Origin of the sequence: Capnocytophaga endodontalis (assembly GCF_002209445.1) — a bacterium.
Taxonomy (GTDB): Bacteria; Bacteroidota; Bacteroidia; order Flavobacteriales; family Flavobacteriaceae; genus Capnocytophaga; species Capnocytophaga periodontitidis.
In genome coordinates, this window is the sequence record NZ_CP022022.1 from 2,505,385 (window position 1) to 2,528,623 (window position 23,239).

Here is a 23,239-nt window from a genome sequence, read left to right on the forward strand (position 1 = left end):
TTTTATTTATCAAAAAAAGTTATTATTCTTTAAAGAAGGAATCTACAAACTCGTATTTATTAAAGATTTGCAAATCGTCTATTCCCTCCCCTACTCCTATATATTTCACAGGAATTTGAAATTGGTCGGAAATACCTATTACAACACCACCTTTAGCTGTGCCATCGAGTTTGGTAACAGCCAGAGCAGTAACTTCAGTAGCTTTGGTAAATTCTTTGGCTTGTTCAAAAGCATTTTGTCCTGTAGAACCATCGAGCACTAAGAGTACTTCGTGAGGGGCATCAGGCAATACTTTTTGCATCACGCGCTTGATTTTAGAGAGTTCGTTCATCAAGTTGATTTTGTTATGCAAGCGTCCTGCTGTATCGATAATTACCACATCGGCATTTTGTTTTACGGCAGAGCTCAGCGTATCGTAAGCTACTGAAGCAGGGTCGCTCCCCAATTGCTGTTTGACCATTGGTACCCCTGTGCGGTCAGCCCATACTTGTAATTGGTCGATTGCAGCTGCACGGAAAGTATCGGCGGCACCTAATACTACTTTCAAGCCTTTTTTAGCAAACTGACTTGCGAGCTTACCTATAGTAGTGGTTTTACCAGCACCATTCACACCTACTACCATCATCACATAAGGTTTTTTGTCGGCTGGGAGGACAAAATCAGTTGCCTCACCGGTATGTGTTTCGGAAAGGAGACCTGCTATTTCTTCACGAAGAATGGTATTAAGTTCGGAAGTGCCTAGATACTTATCTTTAGCCACACGTGCCTCGATACGGTCGATAATCTTAAGTGTAGTATTCACGCCTACATCACTGGCAATGAGGACTTCTTCGAGGTCATCAAGCACCTCATCATCTACTTTAGATTTTCCCATAACCGCTTTCCCTAAACGGTCGAAGAAGCTATTTTTAGATTTTTCTAAGCCTTTATCTAAGGTTTCTTTCTTTTCTTTAGAAAAGATATTTTTTAGAAATTGGAATGCCATAACTTATTGTATATATTTAGATATGAGTGCAAAGGTAATAAAAAAGTTTATATATGCAAAAAAGCCGTCTCACGACAGCTTTTTTAGATATGATAAAAATAGAGAAAATTTAATTATTTCTTCTTCAAAAATTCATCAACAAGTTCAGGAGCCATTACGCTTTCTACGAAAGTGTAAGCACCTGTTTTAGGTGATTTCACCATTTTGATAGCTTTAGTAAGCTTTTTAGATTTACCTTGTAGGGTTGCTACTGTTTTCTTTGCCATAACGTTTTAATTATTTAATTTCTTTATGAACAGTTACTTTTTTAAGGATAGGGTTGAACTTTTTAAGCTCTAATCTATCGGGTGTATTTTTTTTGTTTTTGGTAGTGATGTAACGTGAAGTTCCTGGAAGTCCAGATTCTTTATGCTCAGTACACTCCAAAATAACCTGAATTCTATTTCCTTTTTTAGCCATTTTAGTATTGTTTTAAAATTTAGTTAATATATCCGTTACGTTCTACTTCTTGTAGCACTGCATAGATACCTTTTTTATCGATAGTTTTAATTGCAGCTGCTGAAACCTTGAGGGTAATCCAACGATTCTCTTCAGGGATGAAGAAACGTTTTGTACGGAGGTTTACATTAAATTTACGTTTAGTTTTGTTCATTGCGTGCGACACGTTGTTGCCCACCAATGCTTTTTTGCCTGTTAAGTCACAAACTCTTGCCATTTTTTTCTCTATTTATTAATGTGTTATTTATATTCAGGGCGCAAAGGTATAACTATTTTTTGAAATAGCAAAACTTTTTTTGAGAATTTTGAGATTTACATTCTATAAAAGAACAATTTTATGCTAATAATCAAATGTTTAAATTCTAAATGAAAGATATTTTCTCCTTTTCAAATAAATAAAAAGTTTTTCTTTTTCTTTTAATAAACTACCTTATTAATTTTATAACTGAAAGTATATATATTTTTCTTGTGAATAAACAACTCTAAAATTCCATTTTTCTTCACAATCAGTTCCATCTACCTGAAAAATATTCTTCAAAATATCATCCGCATATGTAAAATATAATGAGTACTTTTTTTTCTCTCTATTAGTATTTCTAAGTAATCTCGCAAACACTTCCTTATTTGGAAGATTATATTTATTATTCCCACTACTACTAATTATGTAATTAAAACACTTTAACACACTAAAAAATTCTATATTGTTATTACCTTTACTTGCGTGATGTGACAAAATAACATAATCACATATAAGAGGATTCTTTATAGAATATCCTTTTTGTTTTAAAGAATTTAATACAATAGAAGAATGCGAATCTGCTAACCATAAAATTTTTTTATTCTGGAATTCAAATAATGCAGCAATACTACTTTTATTTTCTAAAGAATTATCTTCATTGTATTCTTCTATATTAAACTCTTCTAACTTTTTATTGTAGTCATTAGAAAATACCGATATAGGAAAGCTAACTTCATCTACCTCATTTTTTTTGGGAAAAATATTTTTTCTATACTTATTTCTTAAATCTTCAATTACTAAAGGTGTAGGAGAAAGAATAGAAATTTTCATTCCATAAATATTATAAGTGTTAATATCCGTTGTTATATCATTTTGTCCATCTTTATTCTGTGTTAAATACTCACTTATTATATCACTTTGGGCAATACTCATAGGTAAAGATATAATATCATTTTGTCTTTTCTTGCTAATTTCTTGGGGTAAATTATAAAACCATTCTTTTGTAATATCATCTAATTCACCATTATTAATTGCTTTAATATATTCTATTACTCCTCCTATATGATCATTATGAATATGAGAGAGTATCCAAAGATCTATTTTTTCTTCCCTTTTAATAAGAGTATTTATTTCTTCTTTTAAAATTTTGTTGTAAGTCCGTTTGTAACCAGAATCTAAAAAAATATTATGACGCTTTTTATCATTTCCTACAAAGCTAATACGAATTGCATCTCCACATTCTGCTTGATAACAATATAATTCCATAAAAATTATTCTCTATTATATAATTTAAAAAATTCTTTTTTAACATTATTTTCTTCTAAATAGAAAAGTCCTTCAAGCTCTGCTAAATACCATTCTTCCTGCTTATTCTTAATGTACAAAAATTTTTCTCCAACTAATGTCCAAATGATATCCAAATCATTTTGATCCAAAAAATTGATTAATTCTTTTTTTCGTATTAATACACTATCAGGTTTAGTATTTATAACTATTGTCTTTCCTTCATCTAAACTTAATCCACAATCAAAAGTTGTGTATTTGAGTTTCATTCCCTCAAAAATATATCTACAAGGTATATTGTATGGCTGATTAGCTCCAGAACTATCTCGATCAAATATTCCATTAGCAGATTCAGTTGAAACTATAACTTCATATTTTGTATTGTCTATAGTTTTCCAAATATTTTCGGCATATTGTTCTTTGTACGCAGGAGACCAAAATTTTTCACGATTAATTAAACTTGAATAGTCATCTTTATTTTCTGGAAGCCATCTTCCCCAAAATCTTTTTTCTTTGAGATAATTTATAATCTCTTGCTTATCCTTCTTTTTAACTAATAAACCTTGTATCAAATAACAAATTTCTCTTCTTCTTTTTTCATCTTCAGCAATTTTAAATACTTCAGGCTCTTTCCATTTAGTAGAATGCTGTAAATATAGCCATTCTTGATCTTCCTTATCCTTTTTTTGTATTATTTGCTGGGGATCAATTAAATCATCTAAGCTTTCTTTCCATTTTGAATCAGAAGTATCCCAATAAGAATATTCTATATCATTCCACCATTTATTATAATCTTGACTAGTAGTTTTCACTTCACTTTCTTTTTTATCTTTAGTAATATATGCAGGATCAATATCTCGTACATCTAATTGCCAAGCTCCTTGATACCTATTTTCTGTGTCAGAATACCTACTATTCATTTTACAATTATCTGAAACAATTGCTAAAATTTGGTGTAAAGCAATCCATTGATATTTCTTTCCGATACGCTCTTCAATATTACTTGCCAAAGCTACTATACTACTATCATACTCTCCATGCAATTTAGTGTTATATCCATATTTTTCAAAAATCCATTCAACAGCGAGATTACTTAATAGATCAATATTTAATTTTTTAGGTAATTCAAAATTTGAAATCTCTCTTTGGAAAACATATCTACCAAAATCTCCATACATACCTATTCCTCGTCCATATTCTGTAACCATCGATTTTAATATTGCTGTAATACCCCAGTTTTCATTTCTCCAATTACCAGATTTATCTTTAGGTTTATACTTTTTATCAAGTTCATCATTAGAAAGAGGTTTATAATTAAACTTAGTATCATAAGGAGGTAAAATTTTTCTTATATCTATATTTAATTCTATTTTTTTACTAATTGCATATTCTATAGTATTTCTTGCATAGTCTCTTATAAGAATATGTAGAGGTGGTTCTCCATTTTTAAAAGTTATATCATAAATATATTGTGCTATTTTTTGTATAGATTCTTTTTCTTCTGTTCGCAAAATACATCCATAAGTTACTGCATACAACCTATCTAAAATATACCAATCACTAACTTTTTTAAAGGTTTTTAAAATCCTTATCAATATTTCAGCTTGTTGTTCTAATAAGTTTACTAAAGATTTTGTTACTTGATCTCTAACGGTATTGTTTGTGCTTGATAAAAACCAAACTAAAGTCTGAGCTACTAAATAGACAATTTCAGTGTCTACTTGATGTAATGATATATCAAATGACCATGCCCAATCAATCAAACGTCTCATAGGGAAAGGTACTCCATTATCATCATATCCATTATAAAATCTTATATAATTTTGCAAAAAAGCATCTCTTTCAGCCATTGAAAATCTTGACAATATTTCATACAATCTATTACTATTGAATGGATGATTAGGTATTGCTGCTAATTCAGTTAAAATTAACCAGCAATAATACTCATCAACTATTATAGCTCTTTCTTGAAGCCATTTGGTAATTTTATCATTATTAATATATTCTGTTTTTCTCCATTTCAAACTATCAAGCAAAATTCTTGTAACATCTGCATTTATATGTTTTTTTATGTATTGTTCATTTCTATCATTTATATACCTATTCTTTGAAATAAAAACATCTATTAATTCAAATAACTCCAAATCAAACTTTTCAGGTAGTAAAATTGCAAACATCTCTACTATTCCTCTTTTTGACCTCTCATAATCACTTATAACTTCTCCTAAAAGTGAGTCTTTTTCAAAAGCTTTTAAAACCTCTTCTTTAGTAGAGTAAGATTTCAATAAACGTTCTGCTAAAAAAAAATCACCTAATTTTTGATATGAAAAATAAATAATATCTTCAGACTCTAAATCACTTTTTGTTTTAATTAATATATTTTCTTCTATCAAATCTAAAAATAATAGTTTATAACTACTAAACTCCAATTTTAAAAAATCTATGACCTCATAAACTTTCAAACTAAAATACTCTGTAGAAAAAAACTTAAGAGCTAATTTTTCTATCACTTTTGACACTATATTTTGAAACTTATACTCTTCCCTTTTTTCTTCAAACTTTTTATCTAAAGATTTCTTATATGAATTATAGACATCATTAATACCCTGAAATCCTTTTGGAAAACTTTTATTAGGAAGTTCTTTTACTGTTTTACAAATTATTTGCAGAAATAAAGGATTGGTGAATTCTGAAGATAAAATAGGAAAATTAGGAAACTGCAACTTATAATATTCACAAAACAACCTTAAAGCCTCTATCTCATTTCCCATAAATCCTCTGTGTTCTAAAATTGTAACATTAGAAAATGTTTCAGGTATAATATCTTGAAAGTATGTACTTCTTATTGTCATAACCAATGCTATTCCTGTAAATTTACTAATTCTATTTACAAAACCAGCTATTTGGTTTTTCCATAAATCAACTCCAGCCCCTTCATTTATTGCATCAATAAGCATTAGCACTCTTGAATTTATCTGTAATCCTATATCATTTAAACCTTTCAATAAATCTTCAAAATTTCCTTTAAAGTCTATTTTATCAATAATATTTTTTTCAATTGTTGTATTTTCAAATGTTGTTCCTAAAAGAAGAATTGTAGGTAGTTCTAACATTATTCTTTCTGTTGCAATATCTCCTAATAAATGAGATTTTCCACTACCAGCATCTCCTTTTATAATTAGTATAGGATGATTTGCTAAAGCAATATTCATTTGATCTATATTTTCAAAAAATATTCTATTTCTTTTCCTAAGTTCTCTTAAATTACTTAATTCTAAATCAAAATTACTTATTGTTTTATCCTTTTCTTTTTTATGATTCCAAGTAAGATTATTAATTTTAAACCACTTATCTTCTATTTTTTTATCAAATTCTCTTATCTTTTCTACTATTGGAATCACAGTTATTTCTTTGTCAAAAGAATAATCATCTTGAAAATTAATTAACCAATTCTTCGTTTCTTTTTGTAATTCATCGAATTCTTTTTTTATATCATTAAAATATTCATTCTTATTTAATCTAATATTTTTTAGCCAATCAGATATATTTGAAATAAGTGTTTGACAATAGACACTATTTTTAGTTAAACTATTGAATTTTTGAGATATAGAAAGTTTTAAATTTAAATTTTCATTAAATCGATCTCCTAAGTTTTTTACTTGTTGTTCTACTTGTTGTTTAAAAAAATGTTGTGTAAGATTATGTTCTCCTAAATATGAATAAGAGATTAAAGGTAGATAATTTTTCCTTAAGATCTTATTAATAGAATCTATATATTGACAATAGACTACACGTCCTTTTTCTTCAGCCCTAAAACGTGTAAGAATACCTAATAAATACACATTATCATTATTCCTTAAAAAAACACCTGATCCAGAAGCCCCTGATATATTATTTACTATATAATCAGATTCTATTTGCAATTGAAAACAACTTTCATTTATCATTTCTTGTAACCAAGTGCAAGGAATTAAAACTAACTCGTCCATATTTGTAGCCATAGAAAAACCTTTAATAAAAAAACTCTCAAATGATTTTCTATTGTTTATTACTTGAATTTTATACAAATCAGAATTAATAGGGTCTATTATCCTTTTTTCCAAAATAATTACAGCCATATCTTCATTTTTTTCCGAAGAAATTATTTTTCCTGCAGGAATAAATTGATATTTGTTATTTTTAGGATTATAAAGACCAATATTTATATCTCTAAATTTATCTTTAGTGTCAAATAAACAGTGTCTTGCTGTTAGTATATATACTTTATCTCCTAAATTATTATTATAGTATAATATTCCTGTCCCTATAATATTATCATTCCTCCTGATTTGAACTGTAATTAATGAGAGTTCTCTCTCAATTGTTTTTTCTTTATTCATATTTTTTTCTATATATTAACCCCCATCTAATAATTTCTATCAGATGAGGGTTGTTTATTATTGTTATTATTTTACTTCTTCAAAGTCTACGTCTTGGACATCGGGACCGTTGTTGCCGCCTTGTTGTCCACCAAATGGATTTGCATCTCCAAAAGGATTGGTTGCATTAGGATTTGGTCCTTGTGCTGCACCTCCTTGTTGTGCTTTGTAGATATCTTCAGAGGCTTGTTGCCAAGCAGTGTTGATTTTGCTGAGAGCTGCTTCTACTGCTGGGAGCTCTTTGCTTTCGAAAGCTGTTTTGAGTTCACCAAGTGCTGTTTCAATAGCACCTCTCTTATCAGCTGGGATTTTATCACCAAACTCTTTCAATTGTTTTTCAGTTTGGAAAATCATTGCGTCAGCTTCGTTGAGTTTTTCAGCTTTTTCTCTGGCTTGCTTATCGGCTTCAGCATTAGCTTCAGCTTCACGTTTCATCTTTTCAATTTCTTCTTTAGAAAGACCTGAAGAGGCTTCTATACGGATATTGTGAGATTTACCTGTACCTTTATCGGTTGCTGATACGTTGATGATACCATTGGCATCGATATCAAAAGTTACCTCAATTTGTGGTACTCCACGTGGTGCAGGTGGAATATTATCTAAGTGGAAACGACCGATGGTATTATTATCGTGTGCCATTGGGCGTTCTCCTTGCAATACGTGAATTTCTACGCTTGGCTGATTGTCGGTAGCGGTAGAGAACACTTGTGATTTCTTGGTAGGAATAGTGGTGTTTGCATCGATGAGTTTGGTCATCACACCACCCATAGTTTCGATACCTAAAGAAAGTGGGGTAACGTCCAAGAGCAATACATCTTTCACATCACCGGTGAGTACACCTCCTTGAATAGCTGCTCCAATGGCTACTACCTCATCAGGGTTCACACTCTTATTAGGTTTTTTACCAAAGAATTTTTCAACGGCTTCTTGTACAGCAGGAATACGAGTAGAACCACCTACTAAGATTACTTCGTTGATATCACTTACACTGAGACCAGCATTTTCTAACGCTTTTTTACAAGGCTCAATAGTACGTTTTACAAGGTCATCGATGAGTTGTTCGAATTTAGCACGAGAGAGTTTACGTACCAAGTGTTTAGGCCCTGAGGCTGTAGCGGTGATATAAGGTAAGTTGATTTCAGTTTCAGTAGTTGAAGAAAGTTCAATCTTAGCTTTTTCAGCAGCTTCTTTAAGACGTTGCAACGCCATAGGGTCTTTACGAAGGTCGATTTGTTCTTCTTTTTGAAACTCTTCAGCCAACCAATTGATGATTTTTTCATCAACATCATCACCTCCAAGGTGAGTGTCACCATCAGTAGCTAATACTTCGAATACACCATCGCCAAGTTCCAAGATAGAGACGTCGTGTGTACCACCACCAAAGTCGAATACAACAATTTTGTGGTCGCTATGATCTTTATCCAAACCATAAGCCAAAGCAGCAGCTGTAGGTTCATTGATGATACGTTCTACTTTCAAACCTGCGATTTCACCAGCTTCTTTAGTAGCTTGACGTTGAGCGTCGTTGAAGTAAGCTGGTACAGTGATTACTGCGCTTGTTACTGTTTGTCCTAAGAAATCTTCGGCTGTTTTCTTCATTTTTTGAAGAATCATAGCTGAAATTTCTTGTGGTGTATATAAACGTCCGTCTATATCCACACGAGGGGTATCATTGTCGCCACGTACTACTTTATAAGGTACACGAGCGATTTCTTTTTCTAATTCTGAAAATTTGTTACCCATAAAACGTTTGATAGAATATATCGTGTTTTTAGGGTTGGTAACAGCTTGACGTTTAGCAGCGTCACCTACTTTTATTTCACCACCTTCGGTAAAAGCTACCACTGAAGGAGTTGTGCGTTTACCTTCGGCATTGGTAATTACCACTGGGTCATTACCTTCCATTACAGAAACACAAGAGTTTGTGGTTCCTAAGTCAATACCTATAATCTTACTCATATTAATTAATTATCGTTTTTTTTAAGTTCAACATTATTTTTTGTAAGCCTTACGCTTACGTAATCAGTAATAGTCAATGATTGTGCCAAAGGACTAAAAACTGACAAATTGTCAGAGTTAAAGATTAGAGATAGGCTTTAGGAGTTAGCCATTGTTACTAATGACTGACAACTAACTCCTAAATTTCCTAATTCCTTGTTAATTATTCTCTGATTTTTGATTTCTAAATACCAATTGGTTATCAAAAGCATCTAATAAGATGACTGCATCACGTTGTACTGTACCGCTCAATATTTCTTTAGAGAGTTTATTGAGTACTTCTTTCTGAATGATACGTTTCACTGGACGAGCACCAAACTGAGGGTCGAATCCTTTTTGTGCTAAGTAATCAATAGCCTCATCGGTAGCATCGAGTAAAATACCTTCTTTGGCAACCATACGGAACACTGATTGCAATTGCAAACGCACAATACTACGGATATCCTTGGCGTTGAGCGGTGTAAACATTATAATGTCGTCTATACGGTTTAAAAATTCTGGACGTACAGTTTGTTTGAGGAGTTGTAACACCTCGTCACGTGACTCATCGATAGCGCGCTCGGTATCCTTAGGATACTTTTCAAAAGTTTCCTGAATGATGTGGCTACCCATATTGGAGGTCATAATGATAATCGTATTCTTAAAGTCGGCGGTACGACCTTTGTTGTCAGTAAGCCTACCTTCGTCGAGTACTTGCAACAAGATGTTGAAAGTATCGGGATGAGCTTTTTCGATTTCGTCTAAAAGTATTACGGAATACGGACGGCGACGCACAGCTTCAGTAAGCTGACCACCTTCGTCATATCCTACATATCCTGGAGGCGCACCTACTAATCGGCTAACAGCGTGTTTCTCTTGGTATTCGCTCATATCTATACGCGTCATTGCATTTTCATCGTCGAATAGATACTCGGCTAAGGCTTTGGCAAGCTCGGTTTTACCTACCCCCGTAGTTCCTAAGAAAAGGAATGAACCTATAGGGCGACGTGGGTCTTGCAAACCAGCACGACTACGACGTATGGCATCGGAAACTGCCTCGATAGCTTCTTCTTGACCTACTACACGACGATGCAATTCTTTTTCTAAGTTCAACAGCTTTTCGCGTTCACCTTGTAACATTTTAGCTACAGGTATACCTGTCCATTTTGCGACTACTTCAGCGATGTCTTCGGCGGTTACTTCTTCTTTTACAAGAGCATTTTCGTGTGATTTGCTATCTAAATTCTTTTGCAATTCCACTAATTTGTCTTCCGCTTCTTTGATTTTGCCATAACGCAATTCGGCTACTTTACCGTAGTCGCCTTCGCGTTCAGCTCTATCGGCTTCCAAACGGTATTTCTCAATAGCTTCCTTAGTGGTTTGCACTTCATCAATTACGCTTTTTTCACTCTGCCATTTAGCATTGATAGCGTTACGTTCTTCTTTAAGATTTGCCAAATCTACATATAGCATTTTGAGCTTATCTTCGTCTTTCTCACGTTTGATAGCCTCAATTTCTATTTCGAGTTGCATTATCTTGCGGTCGAGTACGTCTAACTCTTCGGGTTTAGAATTGATTTCCATACGGAGCTTGGCAGCTGCCTCGTCCATTAGGTCTATTGCCTTATCGGGTAAGAAACGATTGGTGATGTAGCGTTCAGAAAGCTCTACTGCTGCGATAATCGCCTCATCTTTGATACGCACTTTGTGGTGAGTTTCGTATTTTTCTTTGATACCCCGAAGGATAGAAATTGCACTTTCGGTATCTGGTTCGTCTACCATTACCTTTTGAAAACGACGTTCCAAAGCTTTGTCTTTCTCAAAATATTTTTGGTACTCATCGAGGGTTGTCGCTCCAATAGCACGAAGTTCACCACGCGCTAAGGCAGGTTTTAATATATTAGCAGCGTCCATAGCACCTTCGCCTCCTCCTGCTCCCACAAGGGTGTGAATTTCATCTATAAACAGAATGATATTGCCATCGGAAGAGGTAACCTCTTTCACTACCGATTTGAGTCGTTCTTCAAACTCACCTTTGTACTTTGCACCTGCGATAAGAGCCCCCATATCGAGTGAGTAAATTACCTTGTCTTTTAGGTTTTCGGGCACGTCACCTTTTACAATACGGTGTGCTAAGCCTTCGGCTATAGCCGTTTTACCTACCCCAGGTTCACCCACCAACATAGGGTTGTTCTTGGTACGACGTGAAAGAATTTGTAACACGCGACGTATTTCCTCATCACGACCAATCACAGGGTCGAGTTTCCCACTATCAGCTAACTGATTGAGGTTTTTGGCGTATTTGTTGAGCGAATTGTAAGTATCTTCAGCCGAAGCCGAAGTTACGCGTTCGCCTTTGCGCAATTCTTGAATGGCTTTCTCCAACTCTTTTTCACTTACGCCTTGGTCTTTGAGGGCTTGGGCGATTTTACTGTTTGATTTGAAGATAGCCAATATAAGATGCTCTAAGGATACATACTCGTCATTCCATTTTTTAGCGATATTGACAGCTTCGTTCAGCATAGAGTTTGCTTCGCGTGAGAGCCCCATATCGCCACCGCTTACTTTGGCAAAGCCTTGTAGAGCAGTTTCTAATTGTTTATTTAATTGCTCGCGGTTGATATTCAATTTTTTGAATAGGAAAGGCAATACGTTCTCATCTACCTGCTCAATGGCTTTGAAGAAATGTTCGTTTTGCAATTCCTGGTGCCCGTACTGCTGGGCAATTTGCTGAGCGGTTTGTACCGCTTCTTGCGCTTTGATAGTAAAGTTATTAAAGTTCATATATCTTTCAATTAACAATTTGGGTTAAACATTTTCAGCAAGAGAAAGACAAGAGTTATGCCAAATAGATTTAACTGACAAAATGGCAGTTTTTACAACTTTTTGACAGAGTTATTTCTTAATATTTTAAAGGTATTTTCATATTAAAGAAATCATTATCAGTTTTTTAAATCTAATTTTAATCACTGACAATATGTCAGTGATTAAAATTATAGAAAAGTATTACTTCAGTCCGCTATTGCTTTCCATCGTTGTATTACCCTTGTGTAGCAGCCTATAAACACCAAAGTTAAACAGAAGGATACACAAAAATTTTTGTTAGAAAGCTCATCATGAGACCTATCTAATAACATATTCTCCATAATACTGTCTACTATATAGTACATTACCATAAGCGAAAAAAGAAGCACTGTATTTACCACAATGCCCATAAACTTCTTTGGTATGTGAATTTCCTTACTCGCAGAAATATATACAAGTGCAGCATAAACCAATAAAAACAACAATTTATTGCCTATAAAAGATAATATAATTAAAAGAATCCCTATAAAAACAATAGTAAGTAGCAGAATTTGCACATTGGTAATACGTACACAGTACACGAGTGTCGCTATAACAAAAGCAATACTCAAAAGGAAATTTAATAGGTATATCACATCAGAAGTATTGCTAAAAGGATACTTCCCTAAGCCTTTAACAATTGCATAAGGCAGTACAAAGGACACTGAGGCAAAGACGATAAGAAAATAAAGTATCCATTGCAAGAAGAGTTTTTCTTCAGGGAAAGGATAGAAATGCTTGAAAGCGTTGTTTCTACTGAGATACAGCAACCAAACTACTAACAACAATATAGAGATAACAAGATGTAACAATAATGGAAACCCTATAAAATCTGCCATTATAGCATTAAAAGCATAGTAATTGAAGTCTTCATTTTTTGCTGCCCAACCTAATAAGATAAAGAAGATATGTCCACAGCTCGCAAGAGCTAACATTGGGAGCAAGCGAGTATTCCACACAAGCGGGTAACGTTCTAAAAGATATTTATCCATAAGTAGATTTGTCAATTTGGCAATTTGTCAATTTGCTGATTTTACGCGACAAAGATATAAAATAATTTGTCAATCCAGAATTATTTTGTAGTTTTGTACTCACAATATCATTTCTATGAGTACCATATACAAACTATTTATTACTATCTCGCTATATTTTAGCTTTTTACCTGCTTTTTCTCAAGAGGAAAGCATTCGTCACGACGATCTTATAGGCTCGTGGACGATTGAATCTCAAAGCTTAGACAACTTAGAGATTACCCTCAACGATTGTGAAAAGCAGAGTACTTTTATATTTACTAAAAACGAAATTATTGAGAATTATTACAAAAAATACAATGGTAATTGTGTAATTCTCAACAGTAATAAAGATTTCTATACTGTAGAGGGCAATCACATTATTCGCAAGGAAGAAAGTGATTTAAACAACACTTTCGTAATAAAAGGTGAAATTCTCACTCTTTCGTTTGCGGGAAAAGATGAAGACAACGAGGAACACATTGCTGTAATTGTATGTAAAAGGGCTAAACCTATCGAATATATTAAATGATGAAAAAAACACTCTTCTTACTTTGCTTGCTACCTTTTTCAGCAGTAGCTCAGAAACTTTGGACGCTCAACGATTGCATAGCGTATGCCAAAGAGCACAACCTTTCTATTAAACAATCGGAAATAGACTTGAAATCCACTGATATAGAAGTATGGCAAACAAAAGCTAACTTTCTGCCTTCTATCAACAGTGAAGCTGCTTATAATTGGAATACAGGAAAGAATATCAATCCTGTGAGCAATCAGTTTGAAAACACTACTTTTGAATCGGCTTCAGGAGGTATCAGTATGTCAATGCCTTTGTTCTCCGGCTTGCAGAATTGGCGTAAATTGCAACAAGCAAAATGTAAACAATTGGCAACTCAATACCAATTGGATATGAAGAAAGATGAGATTATCTTAATGATTATCAATGCTTACACTGAAGTATTGAGCAACAAAGAAAAGATCAAGATTCAAAAAGCACAATTAGAAATATCAAAAGAAAGCGTTGCACGTACGCGTGAGCTCATCAATGCGGGGTCGTTGCCCAAAGGTGATATTTATGAAAGTGAAGCTCAACTATTTTCGCTTGAGCAGAAAATTATAGAAACAGAAAGCGCACTTTTCATCGGAAAAATGGGATTAGCTCAATTGCTTTTACTGAAGAATTACAAAGATTTTGAGGTAGCCGATAACACATTTGAAGTTCCCGTAGCCGATATACTAAACAAAACTCCTGAAGAGATTTACCAAAGTGCTAAAGAGATAATGGGTGAAGTGAAATTAGCAACTGCCAATGTACAATTAGCTGAAAGTAGTTTGCGCTTAAGTCAGTCGGCTTTTTGGCCTCGTCTTTCTGCGCAATGGGGGTATAGTTCGCGATGGAGTAAGAACCAAGTAATGGATTTCTGGAAACAGTTAGACACTAACAAAGGTATGTACGCTGGTTTATCGCTCAATATTCCTATTTTTAATCATTTTTCCGTACTCAGTAATGTTAAAACTCAAAAGTTAGCCTTACAGAAAATGCAATTAGCAAAGGAACAAACTGAATTGAGTACTGAAAAAAATATTTATCAAGCCTACAACGATGCTGCTAATGCCAAAAAACTATACGAAGCAAGTGAAAAAACAGCTCAAGCTAAAGAACAATCTTTTAGTTATGCACAAGAACGACACAATGTAGGCTTAATGAATACTTTTGACTTCAATCAATCTAAATACGAATATGAAAATGCTCAAAATGATGTGATAAAAGCTAAATATCAGTACATTTTTAAACTAAAAGTACTCGAATATTACTTTAGTCACTAATTAGGCATCAGTCTAACGTAACGTATATAGCCTTTGCCCTCAACTTTAGTGTTAAGGTTTTCTTTTTTGAGTTCTATTTCAGCGTCTTTAGCATAGTAATAGTCATCTTCTACTGCTGTTTCAAAGCGTATTTTATACCCTTTATCAAACTTGCTCTCATCAAGGGTGAGCACTTTTACGGCGCGCTCTCCCCCACTGATGGTCGCTCCTGTAATCCCATCAATTGTTTGGCGTTTGCCATAGAACTTCCACCATTCAGTAAGATCGTCATACCATTCGGGGTCGTCGCCCAATACTTGCAATGTTTGTTCATATTTTCCTTGCGGATTGATGAGTGAAGCTACTATATAAGCCCCCTCCCCTTTGTAGTTAGTAAGCTGGATAAGGCATTTGTATTTCTTAGCAGTAGCTTGTTGAGCGACAAATGAAACTGTAAGCAAGGCAACTACCACAGCTACAGTAAGTAAGAGTTTCTTTTTCATCTTCTTTCTTTTATTTTAAAAATTCTATATTCATTCCTTTTAAGGCTTCATTTTCTTGAGCCAATTCGTAAACTGTTTCACCCAAATCAGTAGTGAGATTTTTATCAGCCCCTTTGTTGAGCAAGAAGCGTACCACATCTATGTTTTTAGCGGTCATCACAGCCATTTGTAGAGGGGTAAGACCGTTGCTATTTTTTTGATTGATATTGATAGGATAGAGTGAAAGTTTTTCTAAAATTTTTATATCACCGCGCTTTATAGCGTAGTGATAAAGTGTATTTCCTGTCCTATCCACTACTTGAACATCAGCATTTTTTAAGAGTAAAAAATCTATTACTTCAAGAGTATTGTTCTCTACTGCCAAGGTCAAAGCCGATAATCCTTGTTTATTTTGTGTGTTGATATCTTTGGTCTTGGCGAGTAAAGCTGTTATTACAGATATATTATTGCTAATTGCTGATTTCATCAATGGGTTATTTCCTTCTTTATCAAGCTGATTTGCATCATTTCCTTTTTCTAAGAAATAGCTAATCACTTTTTCATCTTTGTTTTTTTCAGCCAACACAAAAAGAGGTGAAAGTCCATCTTTATTCTTTTGATTAATTGAAAGCCCTAATTGTTCTAAATACTGAAAAGTATCAAGCTTGTTATAATTTTTTCTAAAACCACGAGCGGCACCAAAAATAGCACTCTCTCCCTTGTTATTCAGTTTTTTAACATTAATTTTCTTCTTCATCAAAGCCTCAATTATAGCACGATTACCTGTTGTTGCTGCATAGTAAATAGCATTGTTACCTTTGTTATCGATAGCTGTAAGTTTAAGTCCTTTTTTTAGAAAATAATCAGCTTCTTTAAGGTCTTTGAGGTGAGGGAGTAACAGCAAAAGGGCATTTGCACCATCGGCATTAGTATCTTTTAAGTTAGCGCCGTGTTTCAGTAACAATTCATAAATTGCGTTATTGCTTCTTCCCCCTACAGCAGCGAATAACAAGGGGGTAAGTTGATGTGATTCAGTAATATTCACCTTAGCTCCTTTCTTGAGAAGGTATTCCATCACGGGCACATTGTCCTGATAGGCAGCCCAAAAGAGGTAAGTGCGTTTGTCGTGAGTCAGTTTATCTACTCCATTGCCTTCTAAATCAATAAGATAAGTAATAGTTTCATAGGGAGCTCCGTTTAAGATAGCTAAAGTTGTTGCATCGAAAGCACGGCTATTCAAAGCTGTAGCACTATTACCTTGATTGATAGCCTGTTCTACTTGAGCCACAGAGGGCTTTTGTTTCCAATACTCATTAGTGAGGAAAACATTTTCTTGTGCGTGAACTTTCCCTATTAGAAGTGCTGTAATAAAAAACAAAAGTTTTTTCATAAAAGGTGCTTATTTAGAATGATTCGGGGCAAAGATACTAAATAATTATAAACTACAAATAATTTGTAGTAAAGTTGTTATGAAATAATTTTCTATAACAATTGATTATCAATTATTTACAAAGAAAGTGTTATGTTTCAAACAAAAAAGTTTGATAAGTATTTGTTTTTATAATAGTTTTTCCTTAATTTTGTGGCGTTGAATATAATTTATAATGTTATGTCAGAAGAAATCATAAACAGACCTACTCCTATCAACAGAGAAGTTGTGTGGGATAAAACAAAAACCATTATCAGTACTACTGATAAGTATGGTACTATTACTGACGTAAACCAAACGTTTATAGACGTTTGTGGCTATTCAGCAAGTGAGTTGCTCGGCAAACCTCACAATATTATCCGCCACCCCGATATGCCTAAAATCATATTCAAAATTACGTGGGATAATATTTTAGTGGGTAGAAACTTTCACGCTATTATCAAAAACTTAGCTAAATCAGGGGAATATTATTGGGTTATCACCGATTTTGAGGTAGGAAGAAATATTATGGGTGAAGTGGTAACCATTATGGCACGCCGTCGTGCTTTACCTCAATATGTAATTACCGACCATATTGAACCTTTGTACCAAACACTCCTAAAACTCGAAAAGATTGGTGGAATGGAGCTCAGCAACCGCTATTTTAAAAGTTTCTTGGAAAAACAAGGTAAATCGTATGTTGAGTATATAATGGACATCTTAGATGAAAATAAACGCACAGCTGCGGCTACTCATCAGGATATCGTATTTGAGCCTGTATCGAATACTCATCACACTGAAGGTACTAACTTTGGCGACTATGAAATTTCAGATGAAATCTTCAGTGAAGAGCACCCTGAAGAAGAAAGTATGATGCAACGCAAAAGTTTCTTTGCGAGATTATTCTCTACAAATTAATTGTAATACTTATAGTATAAAAAAAGAGTGTATCTATTTTGAGATACACTCTTTTTTTGTGAGTATTTTTTAGCATTATGCTTCTTTTTTCTCTACTTCTTTCTTGTCGTCTCTCAATCTAATGGATAGTTCCATAGAGATAGCCGAACGTTCAAATTTTATTTTACCTGCAAGGGTTTCAATCACACAAGTATCATCGGTAAGTTCTACAATGCGACCGTGCATACCACCTTTGGTAATTACTTTATCACCTTTCTTCATTGATTGTATGAAGTTTTTTTCTTGTTTTTGTCGCTTCGCTTGTGGACGAATCATTAAAAAATACATTACCACAATCATCAATGCGATAATCAAAAAATTGTTACTCATCAAATTTTGCATATATACTTAATTTTAGTTTTTAATTTTGTTACTTACAAAAGTCCTCTTCCAATCTTTTTAATAAGTTCTTTTTCACTGAGTTCCTTGTGTACTACATTCAGTACCCCATTGATGAACAAACTACTTTTAGCAGTAGAATACTCTTTAGCAAGCTCTAAGTACTCGTTGATAGTTACTTTCACAGGAATACTTGGGAAGTGCAAAAACTCACAAATAGCCATTTTCAAAAGAATAAGATCTAACACTGCCACGCGTTCCTTGTCCCAATTGGTGAGTTTATCTTCTACAAAACTCTTAAGTTTAGCATCGTTAAGGGCAGTTTTCTTTAGCAAATCTACTAAAAACTCTTTTTCTTCACTGTTGTTGTAGAGAGGAGGAGTAAAATACTTTTCAGGAGGATTCGGGCGTAAATTTTTAAACTCTCTTACTATAAAGGTGTTTACAATAGGAAAATCATCCATCCACGTAAGGTTATAGTCCTCTATATATTCATAAAGCCCTTCATCAGGAGCAATGAATTCTTCAAAAATTTCAATTAAGAATTTTTTATCGGCTTCAAAACTTGCTTTTTGTTTACTATAAGCTTGGTAAGTATCGCTTTCCACAATACGTTTATAGAGCGTTCTCACATATTCTTCTTGGATATTCCAAAAATTGATATGAGCATCAGCAATAGCCTTTTGTAACATTTCATTAGTAGCAATAAGTGAAAGTAGCTCGTTGTCTTTCATTTTTTGGTGTAGAAGCTTATCAGTAGGAGTTGCCAAGTATTTTTTTTGTGCTACTTCGTACTGATTTACCGCCAAAGAATGAAGCTCTGTAAGGAGTGCCATTAGCAAGAGATATAGATTTTCCATCTCATTGGCACTATTTTGCAAGAATTTCAATTCTTTGTCTAAATCCTGACTTTGGCTTTGCTGCATTGCATAGACTGATTGCATCACTTTAGCCCTAATATGTCGTCGTGTAAGCATAATTTATAAGAACCTTATTTACTTTATTTTTGAGGGTGCAAAAGTAGGAAAAAAGCTTTAACGAGCAAAGAAAAAGGGGTAAAAAAGTGTTTAAAATGTTAATTTTTTACTAAAATCGCATTTTTTTTTGTTTTATCTTTGCTATAAACAAATATATTACTACCTTTGTACCAAGTTAACTATATTATACAATTTATAATATGAACAAAACAGAATTAATCGATGCAATTGCTGCAGAAGCTGGCTTGACAAAAGCTGATGCTAAAAAAGCAGTAGAAGCGTTCTTTTCAAGTGTTGAAAAGAGCCTTAAACAAGGTAAAAAGGTAGCTATCGTAGGCTTCGGATCTTGGTCAGTAGCTAAGAAAGAGGCAAGAGATGCAAGAAATCCTCGTACTGGTGCTGTTATCAAAGTTCCTGCTAAGAAAGTAGTAAAATTCAAAGCTGGGACTGAACTTTCTGAATCAGTAAACAAAAAGTAATTGCACTAAAAAGTCCCTTTCTCATTAAGAAAGGGACTTTTTTTATTTACTAATTTTCTAATCTGTTAATTATTATGACAAATCTAATGAACGAACAAGAGTTTACTCAGCTATATATTGATGCTTTGAGAGAGGCTTTCCCCGATATTACTATAAATAGCACAGCGGTATTGGAGGTAAGCACAATAACCCCTGATGACCAGCGAGAAGTAAAGCATTTTTTGGATAATTGTTTTAATGAATATCTAACCAATCCGAATGATTTAAATGATATTTTAGACAAATATCTCGCTCCATTGGTTAGAATATACAAGCCTGAGGAAGCAACAGCAATCACTGATTGTATCTTTCCTACAATCAAAGATACAACCTATATAAAGAAATTGAAGAGTATAGTGCCGGATGCTGAAGAGTTGCCAATGGTATATGAGAAGTATAACGATGAGTTGTATGTGTTTTACGGGGTAGATGACGGCGATAGTATAGGCTCTTTGTCTACTTCGGACTTTGAGGAGTTAGGAATGAGTATTGAAGCACTACGAGAGTTGGCTCTCAACAATTTAGCTAACAGCTTAGAAATAGAAGCTCAAGCTGATGAACATCTCATTTTTCTAATAGCAGATGGCAATTATGAAGCAAGCCTTATTCTTCTGACGGATATATGGACAAAAGAGAATTTTCCAGTAGAAGGAGAGATTATAATAGGAGTTCCTGCACGCGATGTATTGGTAGTTTGTGGCAGTGAAGATGCAGAAGGTTTGGCAAAACTAGAATCGGTTATCAGTGATATATATAGTGGAGGGGATCATATTATCAGCGATAAGAAATTCGTTTTTAGGAACGGGAAGTTTGAGGTATTTTAAAACATCTACAGCGTAACTTTTAGGAAAAGTATGGACGGTAAAGACGATTTTATTAATGAGTATATAAAAGAAACTCAAAAAGACTATACGAATCTATATATCAAGGAATTAAAGAGAAGATTTCCTCATATAGAAATAGCATCTGCCGTGCCTTTAGAGATTGTTACTTCCTTGCCCGATGAAGAGGAAGAAGTAAAACTTTATCTGCACAATAGTTACAAGGAATATGTAGGAGCTCCTGAGCGTCTCAATGAGATTATGGAGCGCTATATGAAGCCTTTAGATGATATTTATACCCAGAACAATGACTTTGTAGTAACTGTTGATAACATATTTCCTATTATAAGAAATAAAAAATATCTCAGCCAGCTTGAAGCGCTGTCTAAAAAAGCAGTTTATGAGTCATATAATTCTGAACTTTTTATTTTTTATGTTATTGACAAAGGACATAGTACACAATCACTTAGTTTATCGGATTTTGAAAGTTTAGAAATTTCTATTGATAAACTTCGAGAGATTGCTGTAGCAAATTTGCTTCATAACATCAAAATAGAAGCTGTATCCAATGGTAATTTAACTTATCTTTCAGTCGATGATTACTATGAATCGAGTTTAATTTTGGTAGAAGATATATGGACAAAAGAGAATTTTTCGGTACAAGGAGATATAGTAATCGCTATTCCGTCATACGGTACTTTATTTGTTACAGGTAGTGAATACACTAAAGGATTAGAAATTTTAGACAAAAACATTCAAGAGGTATTCAAACAAAATATGCATCTCATATCTGATAAGAAATTCGTTTTTAGAAACGGGAAGTTTGAAGTATTTTTATAATTTATAACTCACATTACCAATGAAAAAGAAGAAAATAGTAGTCCTTACAGGAGCTGGTATCAGTGCTGAAAGCGGCGTGAAAACCTTTCGCGATGCCGATGGTTTATGGGAAGGGCACGACATAGAACAAGTGGCAACCCCTTACGGATTTAACAAAAATCCTGAACTAGTGTTGAACTTCTACAACGGCTTGCGCAAACAGCTAAAAGATGTGCAACCTAATCCTGCTCACCTATTGCTCGCCGAGCTTGAAAAAGACTATAATGTGGTAGTTATCACGCAAAATGTAGACGATTTGCACGAACGTGCAGGTAGCACCAATATTATCCACCTGCACGGTGAACTCTTAAAAATGCGTGGCGTAGACGACCCTTACACTTTTTACGACTGCAACGAAGATATCAAAGTAGGAGATCTAAGCCCCAGTGGCGCACAATTGAGACCTCACATTGTGTGGTTTGGCGAGGATGTACCAATGATTGTAAAAGCTGCCGAAGAAGTTGAAACTGCTGATATAGTACTCATTGTAGGGACTTCACTACAAGTGTATCCTGCTGCCGGACTGATGAATTGTGCTGAAGAAGGCACTCCTATATATTATGTAGACCCGCGTCCAAGTATCAGCAGTAAAAATAATATTACTGTAATTAAAGACGTTGCCTCTACGGGGGTAGCTAAAGCTATTGAACTAATAAAAGAATTAAAATGAGTAACTTCCCAAAATTTATTTTAGGTGATAACACCGATATGCCTAACGCTATGTTCGTAGTGCATTTAGAGTATCCACGCTTCGTATTGAATTTAGATAACGACGAAGTTGAATGGCTTGAAGAGTTTGATGAAGAGGACACTAAAGAATTAGAAGCTGAAAGTGAGAACCTTATAGCAGAAGCTATCGCTTTCTACGAACGTGAAATTACCCGTATAGAAGAAAATGACTATTAAGCAACTCATAAAGCAAATCAAATCAAAGCAATCGCTATTATGCGTGGGGTTAGACACTGATATAACTAAAATTCCTCCTCACTTACTTGAGGAGGAAGACCCTATTTTTGCTTTCAACAAGGCAATTATAGAAGCTACCCACCGCTTTACAGTAGCCTATAAACCCAACACCGCTTTTTACGAAGCTCACGGTGAAATAGGGTGGCGTGCCTTAAAAAAAACGATTGACTACCTCAACCGCCACCACCCCGATATTTTTACCATTGCCGATGCTAAACGCGGAGATATAGGCAACACCTCAAGTATGTATGCCAGAGCTTTTTTTGAGGATATGCAATTTGATAGTGTGACTGTTGCCCCCTATATGGGTAGGGATTCAGTAGAACCTTTTTTAGCTTTTGAAAACAAACACACCATCCTATTAGCGCTAACATCTAATGAAGGGGCTTTTGATTTTCAAACACAGAAACTCAGTGATGAGGAATTGTACAAAAAAGTATTACGCACCTCACTCACTTGGCAAAACAGCCAAAACCTAATGTATGTAGTAGGAGCAACCAAAGCTGAATTCTTAAAAGAAATACGCCAAATTATCCCTGAACACTTTCTATTAGTCCCTGGAGTTGGTGCACAAGGAGGTAGCTTAGAAGAAGTTTGTCACTATGGACTTAACGAACATTACGGACTGCTCATCAACTCATCACGTGGTATTATCTATGCCTCTAAAGGTGAAAATTTCGCTAAAATAGCAGGTGAAAAAGCTGAGGAATTACAACAGAAGATGAAATTAATGCTTAATGATAAGTGGTAGATGAATAGTAATGAAAAGGAGCAAGAGAAATAACAAGTGTGAGAAGTAATAGGTATATCAACTTTGTACAAGTTTAAAACT

At 34.1% G+C, this 23,239-nt stretch carries 22 protein-coding genes; 9 read left to right on the forward strand and 13 right to left on the reverse strand.

Going from position 1 to position 23,239, the window contains the following annotated elements; translation table 11 throughout:
- Positions 1–22 precede the first annotated feature (22 nt).
- The 9 genes from ftsY to CBG49_RS11365 all read right to left on the reverse strand — a co-directional run bounded on the left by ftsY (position 23) and on the right by CBG49_RS11365 (position 13,236).
- Entirely contained in the window at positions 23–985 is a 963-nt protein-coding gene (gene ftsY, locus CBG49_RS11325; RefSeq protein ID WP_088594555.1) for a signal recognition particle-docking protein FtsY, read from the reverse strand.
- A 113-nt stretch (positions 986–1,098) separates the two neighbouring features.
- A complete protein-coding gene (locus CBG49_RS11330; RefSeq protein WP_002680984.1) occupies positions 1,099–1,251 on the reverse strand; it encodes a DUF4295 domain-containing protein in 153 nt (50 codons plus the stop codon).
- Positions 1,252–1,261: 10 nt separating this feature from the next.
- Positions 1,262–1,444, reverse strand: a complete 183-nt coding sequence (gene rpmG / locus CBG49_RS11335; RefSeq protein ID WP_002672545.1) for a 50S ribosomal protein L33 — start codon at positions 1,442–1,444, stop codon at positions 1,262–1,264.
- A gap of 19 nt (positions 1,445–1,463) precedes the next feature.
- Positions 1,464–1,700, reverse strand: coding sequence for a 50S ribosomal protein L28 (gene rpmB / locus CBG49_RS11340; protein ID WP_002680811.1), 237 nt, complete (start codon positions 1,698–1,700; stop codon positions 1,464–1,466).
- Between the two features lie 222 nt (positions 1,701–1,922).
- A complete protein-coding gene (locus CBG49_RS11345) occupies positions 1,923–2,987 on the reverse strand; it encodes an MBL fold metallo-hydrolase (protein ID WP_088594556.1) in 1,065 nt (354 codons plus the stop codon).
- 5 nt (positions 2,988–2,992) lie between these two features.
- Positions 2,993–7,384, reverse strand: a complete 4,392-nt coding sequence (locus CBG49_RS11350) for an NACHT domain-containing protein (RefSeq protein ID WP_088594557.1) — start codon at positions 7,382–7,384, stop codon at positions 2,993–2,995.
- 66 nt (positions 7,385–7,450) lie between these two features.
- Positions 7,451–9,382, reverse strand: a complete 1,932-nt coding sequence (gene dnaK / locus CBG49_RS11355) for a molecular chaperone DnaK (RefSeq protein WP_088594558.1) — start codon at positions 9,380–9,382, stop codon at positions 7,451–7,453.
- 198 nt (positions 9,383–9,580) lie between these two features.
- The gene (gene clpB, locus CBG49_RS11360; protein WP_088594559.1) at positions 9,581–12,184 is read right to left on the reverse strand and encodes an ATP-dependent chaperone ClpB; all 2,604 of its coding nucleotides are present in this window, start codon (positions 12,182–12,184) and stop codon (positions 9,581–9,583) included.
- Positions 12,185–12,411: 227 nt separating this feature from the next.
- Positions 12,412–13,236 (reverse strand): hypothetical protein, encoded by an 825-nt coding sequence (locus CBG49_RS11365; protein WP_088594560.1) that lies wholly within the window; start codon positions 13,234–13,236, stop codon positions 12,412–12,414.
- Between the two features lie 115 nt (positions 13,237–13,351).
- On the opposite strand from CBG49_RS11365, the gene CBG49_RS11370 reads away from it, so the two are divergent.
- Complete coding sequence (locus tag CBG49_RS11370) at positions 13,352–13,786, forward strand: lipocalin-like domain-containing protein (RefSeq protein WP_088594561.1); 435 nt, start codon at positions 13,352–13,354, stop codon at positions 13,784–13,786.
- Positions 13,783–15,081, forward strand: a complete 1,299-nt coding sequence (locus CBG49_RS11375; protein ID WP_088594562.1) for a TolC family protein — start codon at positions 13,783–13,785, stop codon at positions 15,079–15,081. The genes CBG49_RS11370 and CBG49_RS11375 overlap by 4 nt, the downstream gene beginning before the upstream one ends.
- Here CBG49_RS11375 and CBG49_RS11380 read toward each other — a convergent pair.
- Positions 15,078–15,563 (reverse strand): DUF2271 domain-containing protein, encoded by a 486-nt coding sequence (locus CBG49_RS11380; RefSeq protein WP_088594563.1) that lies wholly within the window; start codon positions 15,561–15,563, stop codon positions 15,078–15,080. The two genes, CBG49_RS11375 and CBG49_RS11380, sit on opposite strands and share 4 nt — an antisense overlap.
- Before the next feature lie 10 nt (positions 15,564–15,573).
- Positions 15,574–16,932 carry an ankyrin repeat domain-containing protein gene (locus CBG49_RS11385; protein ID WP_088594564.1) on the reverse strand — a complete coding sequence of 453 codons (1,359 nt, stop codon included), beginning with the start codon at positions 16,930–16,932 and terminating at the stop codon, positions 15,574–15,576.
- Between the two features lie 219 nt (positions 16,933–17,151).
- Between CBG49_RS11385 and CBG49_RS11390 the strand changes: the two genes are divergently transcribed.
- A complete protein-coding gene (locus CBG49_RS11390; protein WP_034555837.1) occupies positions 17,152–17,868 on the forward strand; it encodes a PAS domain-containing protein in 717 nt (238 codons plus the stop codon).
- 75 nt (positions 17,869–17,943) lie between these two features.
- On the opposite strand, the gene yajC is transcribed toward CBG49_RS11390, so the two are convergent.
- Both yajC and nusB read right to left on the reverse strand, forming a co-directional pair.
- Positions 17,944–18,249, reverse strand: a complete 306-nt coding sequence (gene yajC, locus CBG49_RS11395) for a preprotein translocase subunit YajC (RefSeq protein ID WP_009412350.1) — start codon at positions 18,247–18,249, stop codon at positions 17,944–17,946.
- Positions 18,250–18,281: 32 nt separating this feature from the next.
- Positions 18,282–19,223: a transcription antitermination factor NusB gene (nusB, locus tag CBG49_RS11400; protein ID WP_088594565.1), complete on the reverse strand. Its 942-nt coding sequence runs from the start codon at positions 19,221–19,223 to the stop codon at positions 18,282–18,284.
- 200 nt (positions 19,224–19,423) lie between these two features.
- On the opposite strand from nusB, the gene CBG49_RS11405 reads away from it, so the two are divergent.
- The 6 genes from CBG49_RS11405 to pyrF all read left to right on the forward strand — a co-directional run bounded on the left by CBG49_RS11405 (position 19,424) and on the right by pyrF (position 23,158).
- Entirely contained in the window at positions 19,424–19,702 is a 279-nt protein-coding gene (locus CBG49_RS11405) for an HU family DNA-binding protein (protein ID WP_009412348.1), read from the forward strand.
- Between the two features lie 74 nt (positions 19,703–19,776).
- On the forward strand, positions 19,777–20,565 hold the full coding sequence (locus tag CBG49_RS11410; RefSeq protein WP_088594566.1) for a DUF1444 family protein: 789 nt from the start codon (positions 19,777–19,779) through the stop codon (positions 20,563–20,565).
- Positions 20,566–20,595: 30 nt separating this feature from the next.
- On the forward strand, positions 20,596–21,402 hold the full coding sequence (locus CBG49_RS11415; RefSeq protein WP_088594567.1) for a DUF1444 family protein: 807 nt from the start codon (positions 20,596–20,598) through the stop codon (positions 21,400–21,402).
- Between the two features lie 19 nt (positions 21,403–21,421).
- Positions 21,422–22,111 carry an SIR2 family NAD-dependent protein deacylase gene (locus CBG49_RS11420; RefSeq protein WP_088594568.1) on the forward strand — a complete coding sequence of 230 codons (690 nt, stop codon included), beginning with the start codon at positions 21,422–21,424 and terminating at the stop codon, positions 22,109–22,111.
- Positions 22,108–22,347 (forward strand): hypothetical protein, encoded by a 240-nt coding sequence (locus tag CBG49_RS11425; protein WP_088594569.1) that lies wholly within the window; start codon positions 22,108–22,110, stop codon positions 22,345–22,347. Before CBG49_RS11420 ends, CBG49_RS11425 begins: the two co-directional genes overlap by 4 nt.
- A complete protein-coding gene (gene pyrF / locus CBG49_RS11430) occupies positions 22,337–23,158 on the forward strand; it encodes an orotidine-5'-phosphate decarboxylase (RefSeq protein WP_088594570.1) in 822 nt (273 codons plus the stop codon). The genes CBG49_RS11425 and pyrF overlap by 11 nt, the downstream gene beginning before the upstream one ends.
- Positions 23,159–23,239: the final 81 nt, after the last annotated feature.

Excerpts from the sequence above, each read along its gene's own strand:
- ftsY (WP_088594555.1), bottom strand. The coding sequence starts at position 985 with ATGGCATTCCAATTTCTAAAAAATATCTTTTCTAAAGAAAAGAAAGAA.
- CBG49_RS11330 (WP_002680984.1), bottom strand. The coding sequence starts at position 1,251 with ATGGCAAAGAAAACAGTAGCAACCCTACAAGGTAAATCTAAAAAGCTT.
- rpmG (WP_002672545.1), bottom strand. The coding sequence starts at position 1,444 with ATGGCTAAAAAAGGAAATAGAATTCAGGTTATTTTGGAGTGTACTGAG.
- rpmB (WP_002680811.1), bottom strand. The coding sequence starts at position 1,700 with ATGGCAAGAGTTTGTGACTTAACAGGCAAAAAAGCATTGGTGGGCAAC.
- CBG49_RS11345 (WP_088594556.1), bottom strand. The coding sequence starts at position 2,987 with ATGGAATTATATTGTTATCAAGCAGAATGTGGAGATGCAATTCGTATT.
- CBG49_RS11350 (WP_088594557.1), bottom strand. The coding sequence starts at position 7,384 with ATGAATAAAGAAAAAACAATTGAGAGAGAACTCTCATTAATTACAGTT.
- dnaK (WP_088594558.1), bottom strand. The coding sequence starts at position 9,382 with ATGAGTAAGATTATAGGTATTGACTTAGGAACCACAAACTCTTGTGTT.
- clpB (WP_088594559.1), bottom strand. The coding sequence starts at position 12,184 with ATGAACTTTAATAACTTTACTATCAAAGCGCAAGAAGCGGTACAAACC.
- CBG49_RS11365 (WP_088594560.1), bottom strand. The coding sequence starts at position 13,236 with ATGGATAAATATCTTTTAGAACGTTACCCGCTTGTGTGGAATACTCGC.
- CBG49_RS11370 (WP_088594561.1), top strand. The coding sequence starts at position 13,352 with ATGAGTACCATATACAAACTATTTATTACTATCTCGCTATATTTTAGC.
- CBG49_RS11375 (WP_088594562.1), top strand. The coding sequence starts at position 13,783 with ATGATGAAAAAAACACTCTTCTTACTTTGCTTGCTACCTTTTTCAGCA.
- CBG49_RS11380 (WP_088594563.1), bottom strand. The coding sequence starts at position 15,563 with ATGAAAAAGAAACTCTTACTTACTGTAGCTGTGGTAGTTGCCTTGCTT.
- CBG49_RS11385 (WP_088594564.1), bottom strand. The coding sequence starts at position 16,932 with ATGAAAAAACTTTTGTTTTTTATTACAGCACTTCTAATAGGGAAAGTT.
- CBG49_RS11390 (WP_034555837.1), top strand. The coding sequence starts at position 17,152 with ATGTCAGAAGAAATCATAAACAGACCTACTCCTATCAACAGAGAAGTT.
- yajC (WP_009412350.1), bottom strand. The coding sequence starts at position 18,249 with ATGCAAAATTTGATGAGTAACAATTTTTTGATTATCGCATTGATGATT.
- nusB (WP_088594565.1), bottom strand. The coding sequence starts at position 19,223 with ATGCTTACACGACGACATATTAGGGCTAAAGTGATGCAATCAGTCTAT.
- CBG49_RS11405 (WP_009412348.1), top strand. The coding sequence starts at position 19,424 with ATGAACAAAACAGAATTAATCGATGCAATTGCTGCAGAAGCTGGCTTG.
- CBG49_RS11410 (WP_088594566.1), top strand. The coding sequence starts at position 19,777 with ATGACAAATCTAATGAACGAACAAGAGTTTACTCAGCTATATATTGAT.
- CBG49_RS11415 (WP_088594567.1), top strand. The coding sequence starts at position 20,596 with ATGGACGGTAAAGACGATTTTATTAATGAGTATATAAAAGAAACTCAA.
- CBG49_RS11420 (WP_088594568.1), top strand. The coding sequence starts at position 21,422 with ATGAAAAAGAAGAAAATAGTAGTCCTTACAGGAGCTGGTATCAGTGCT.
- CBG49_RS11425 (WP_088594569.1), top strand. The coding sequence starts at position 22,108 with ATGAGTAACTTCCCAAAATTTATTTTAGGTGATAACACCGATATGCCT.
- pyrF (WP_088594570.1), top strand. The coding sequence starts at position 22,337 with ATGACTATTAAGCAACTCATAAAGCAAATCAAATCAAAGCAATCGCTA.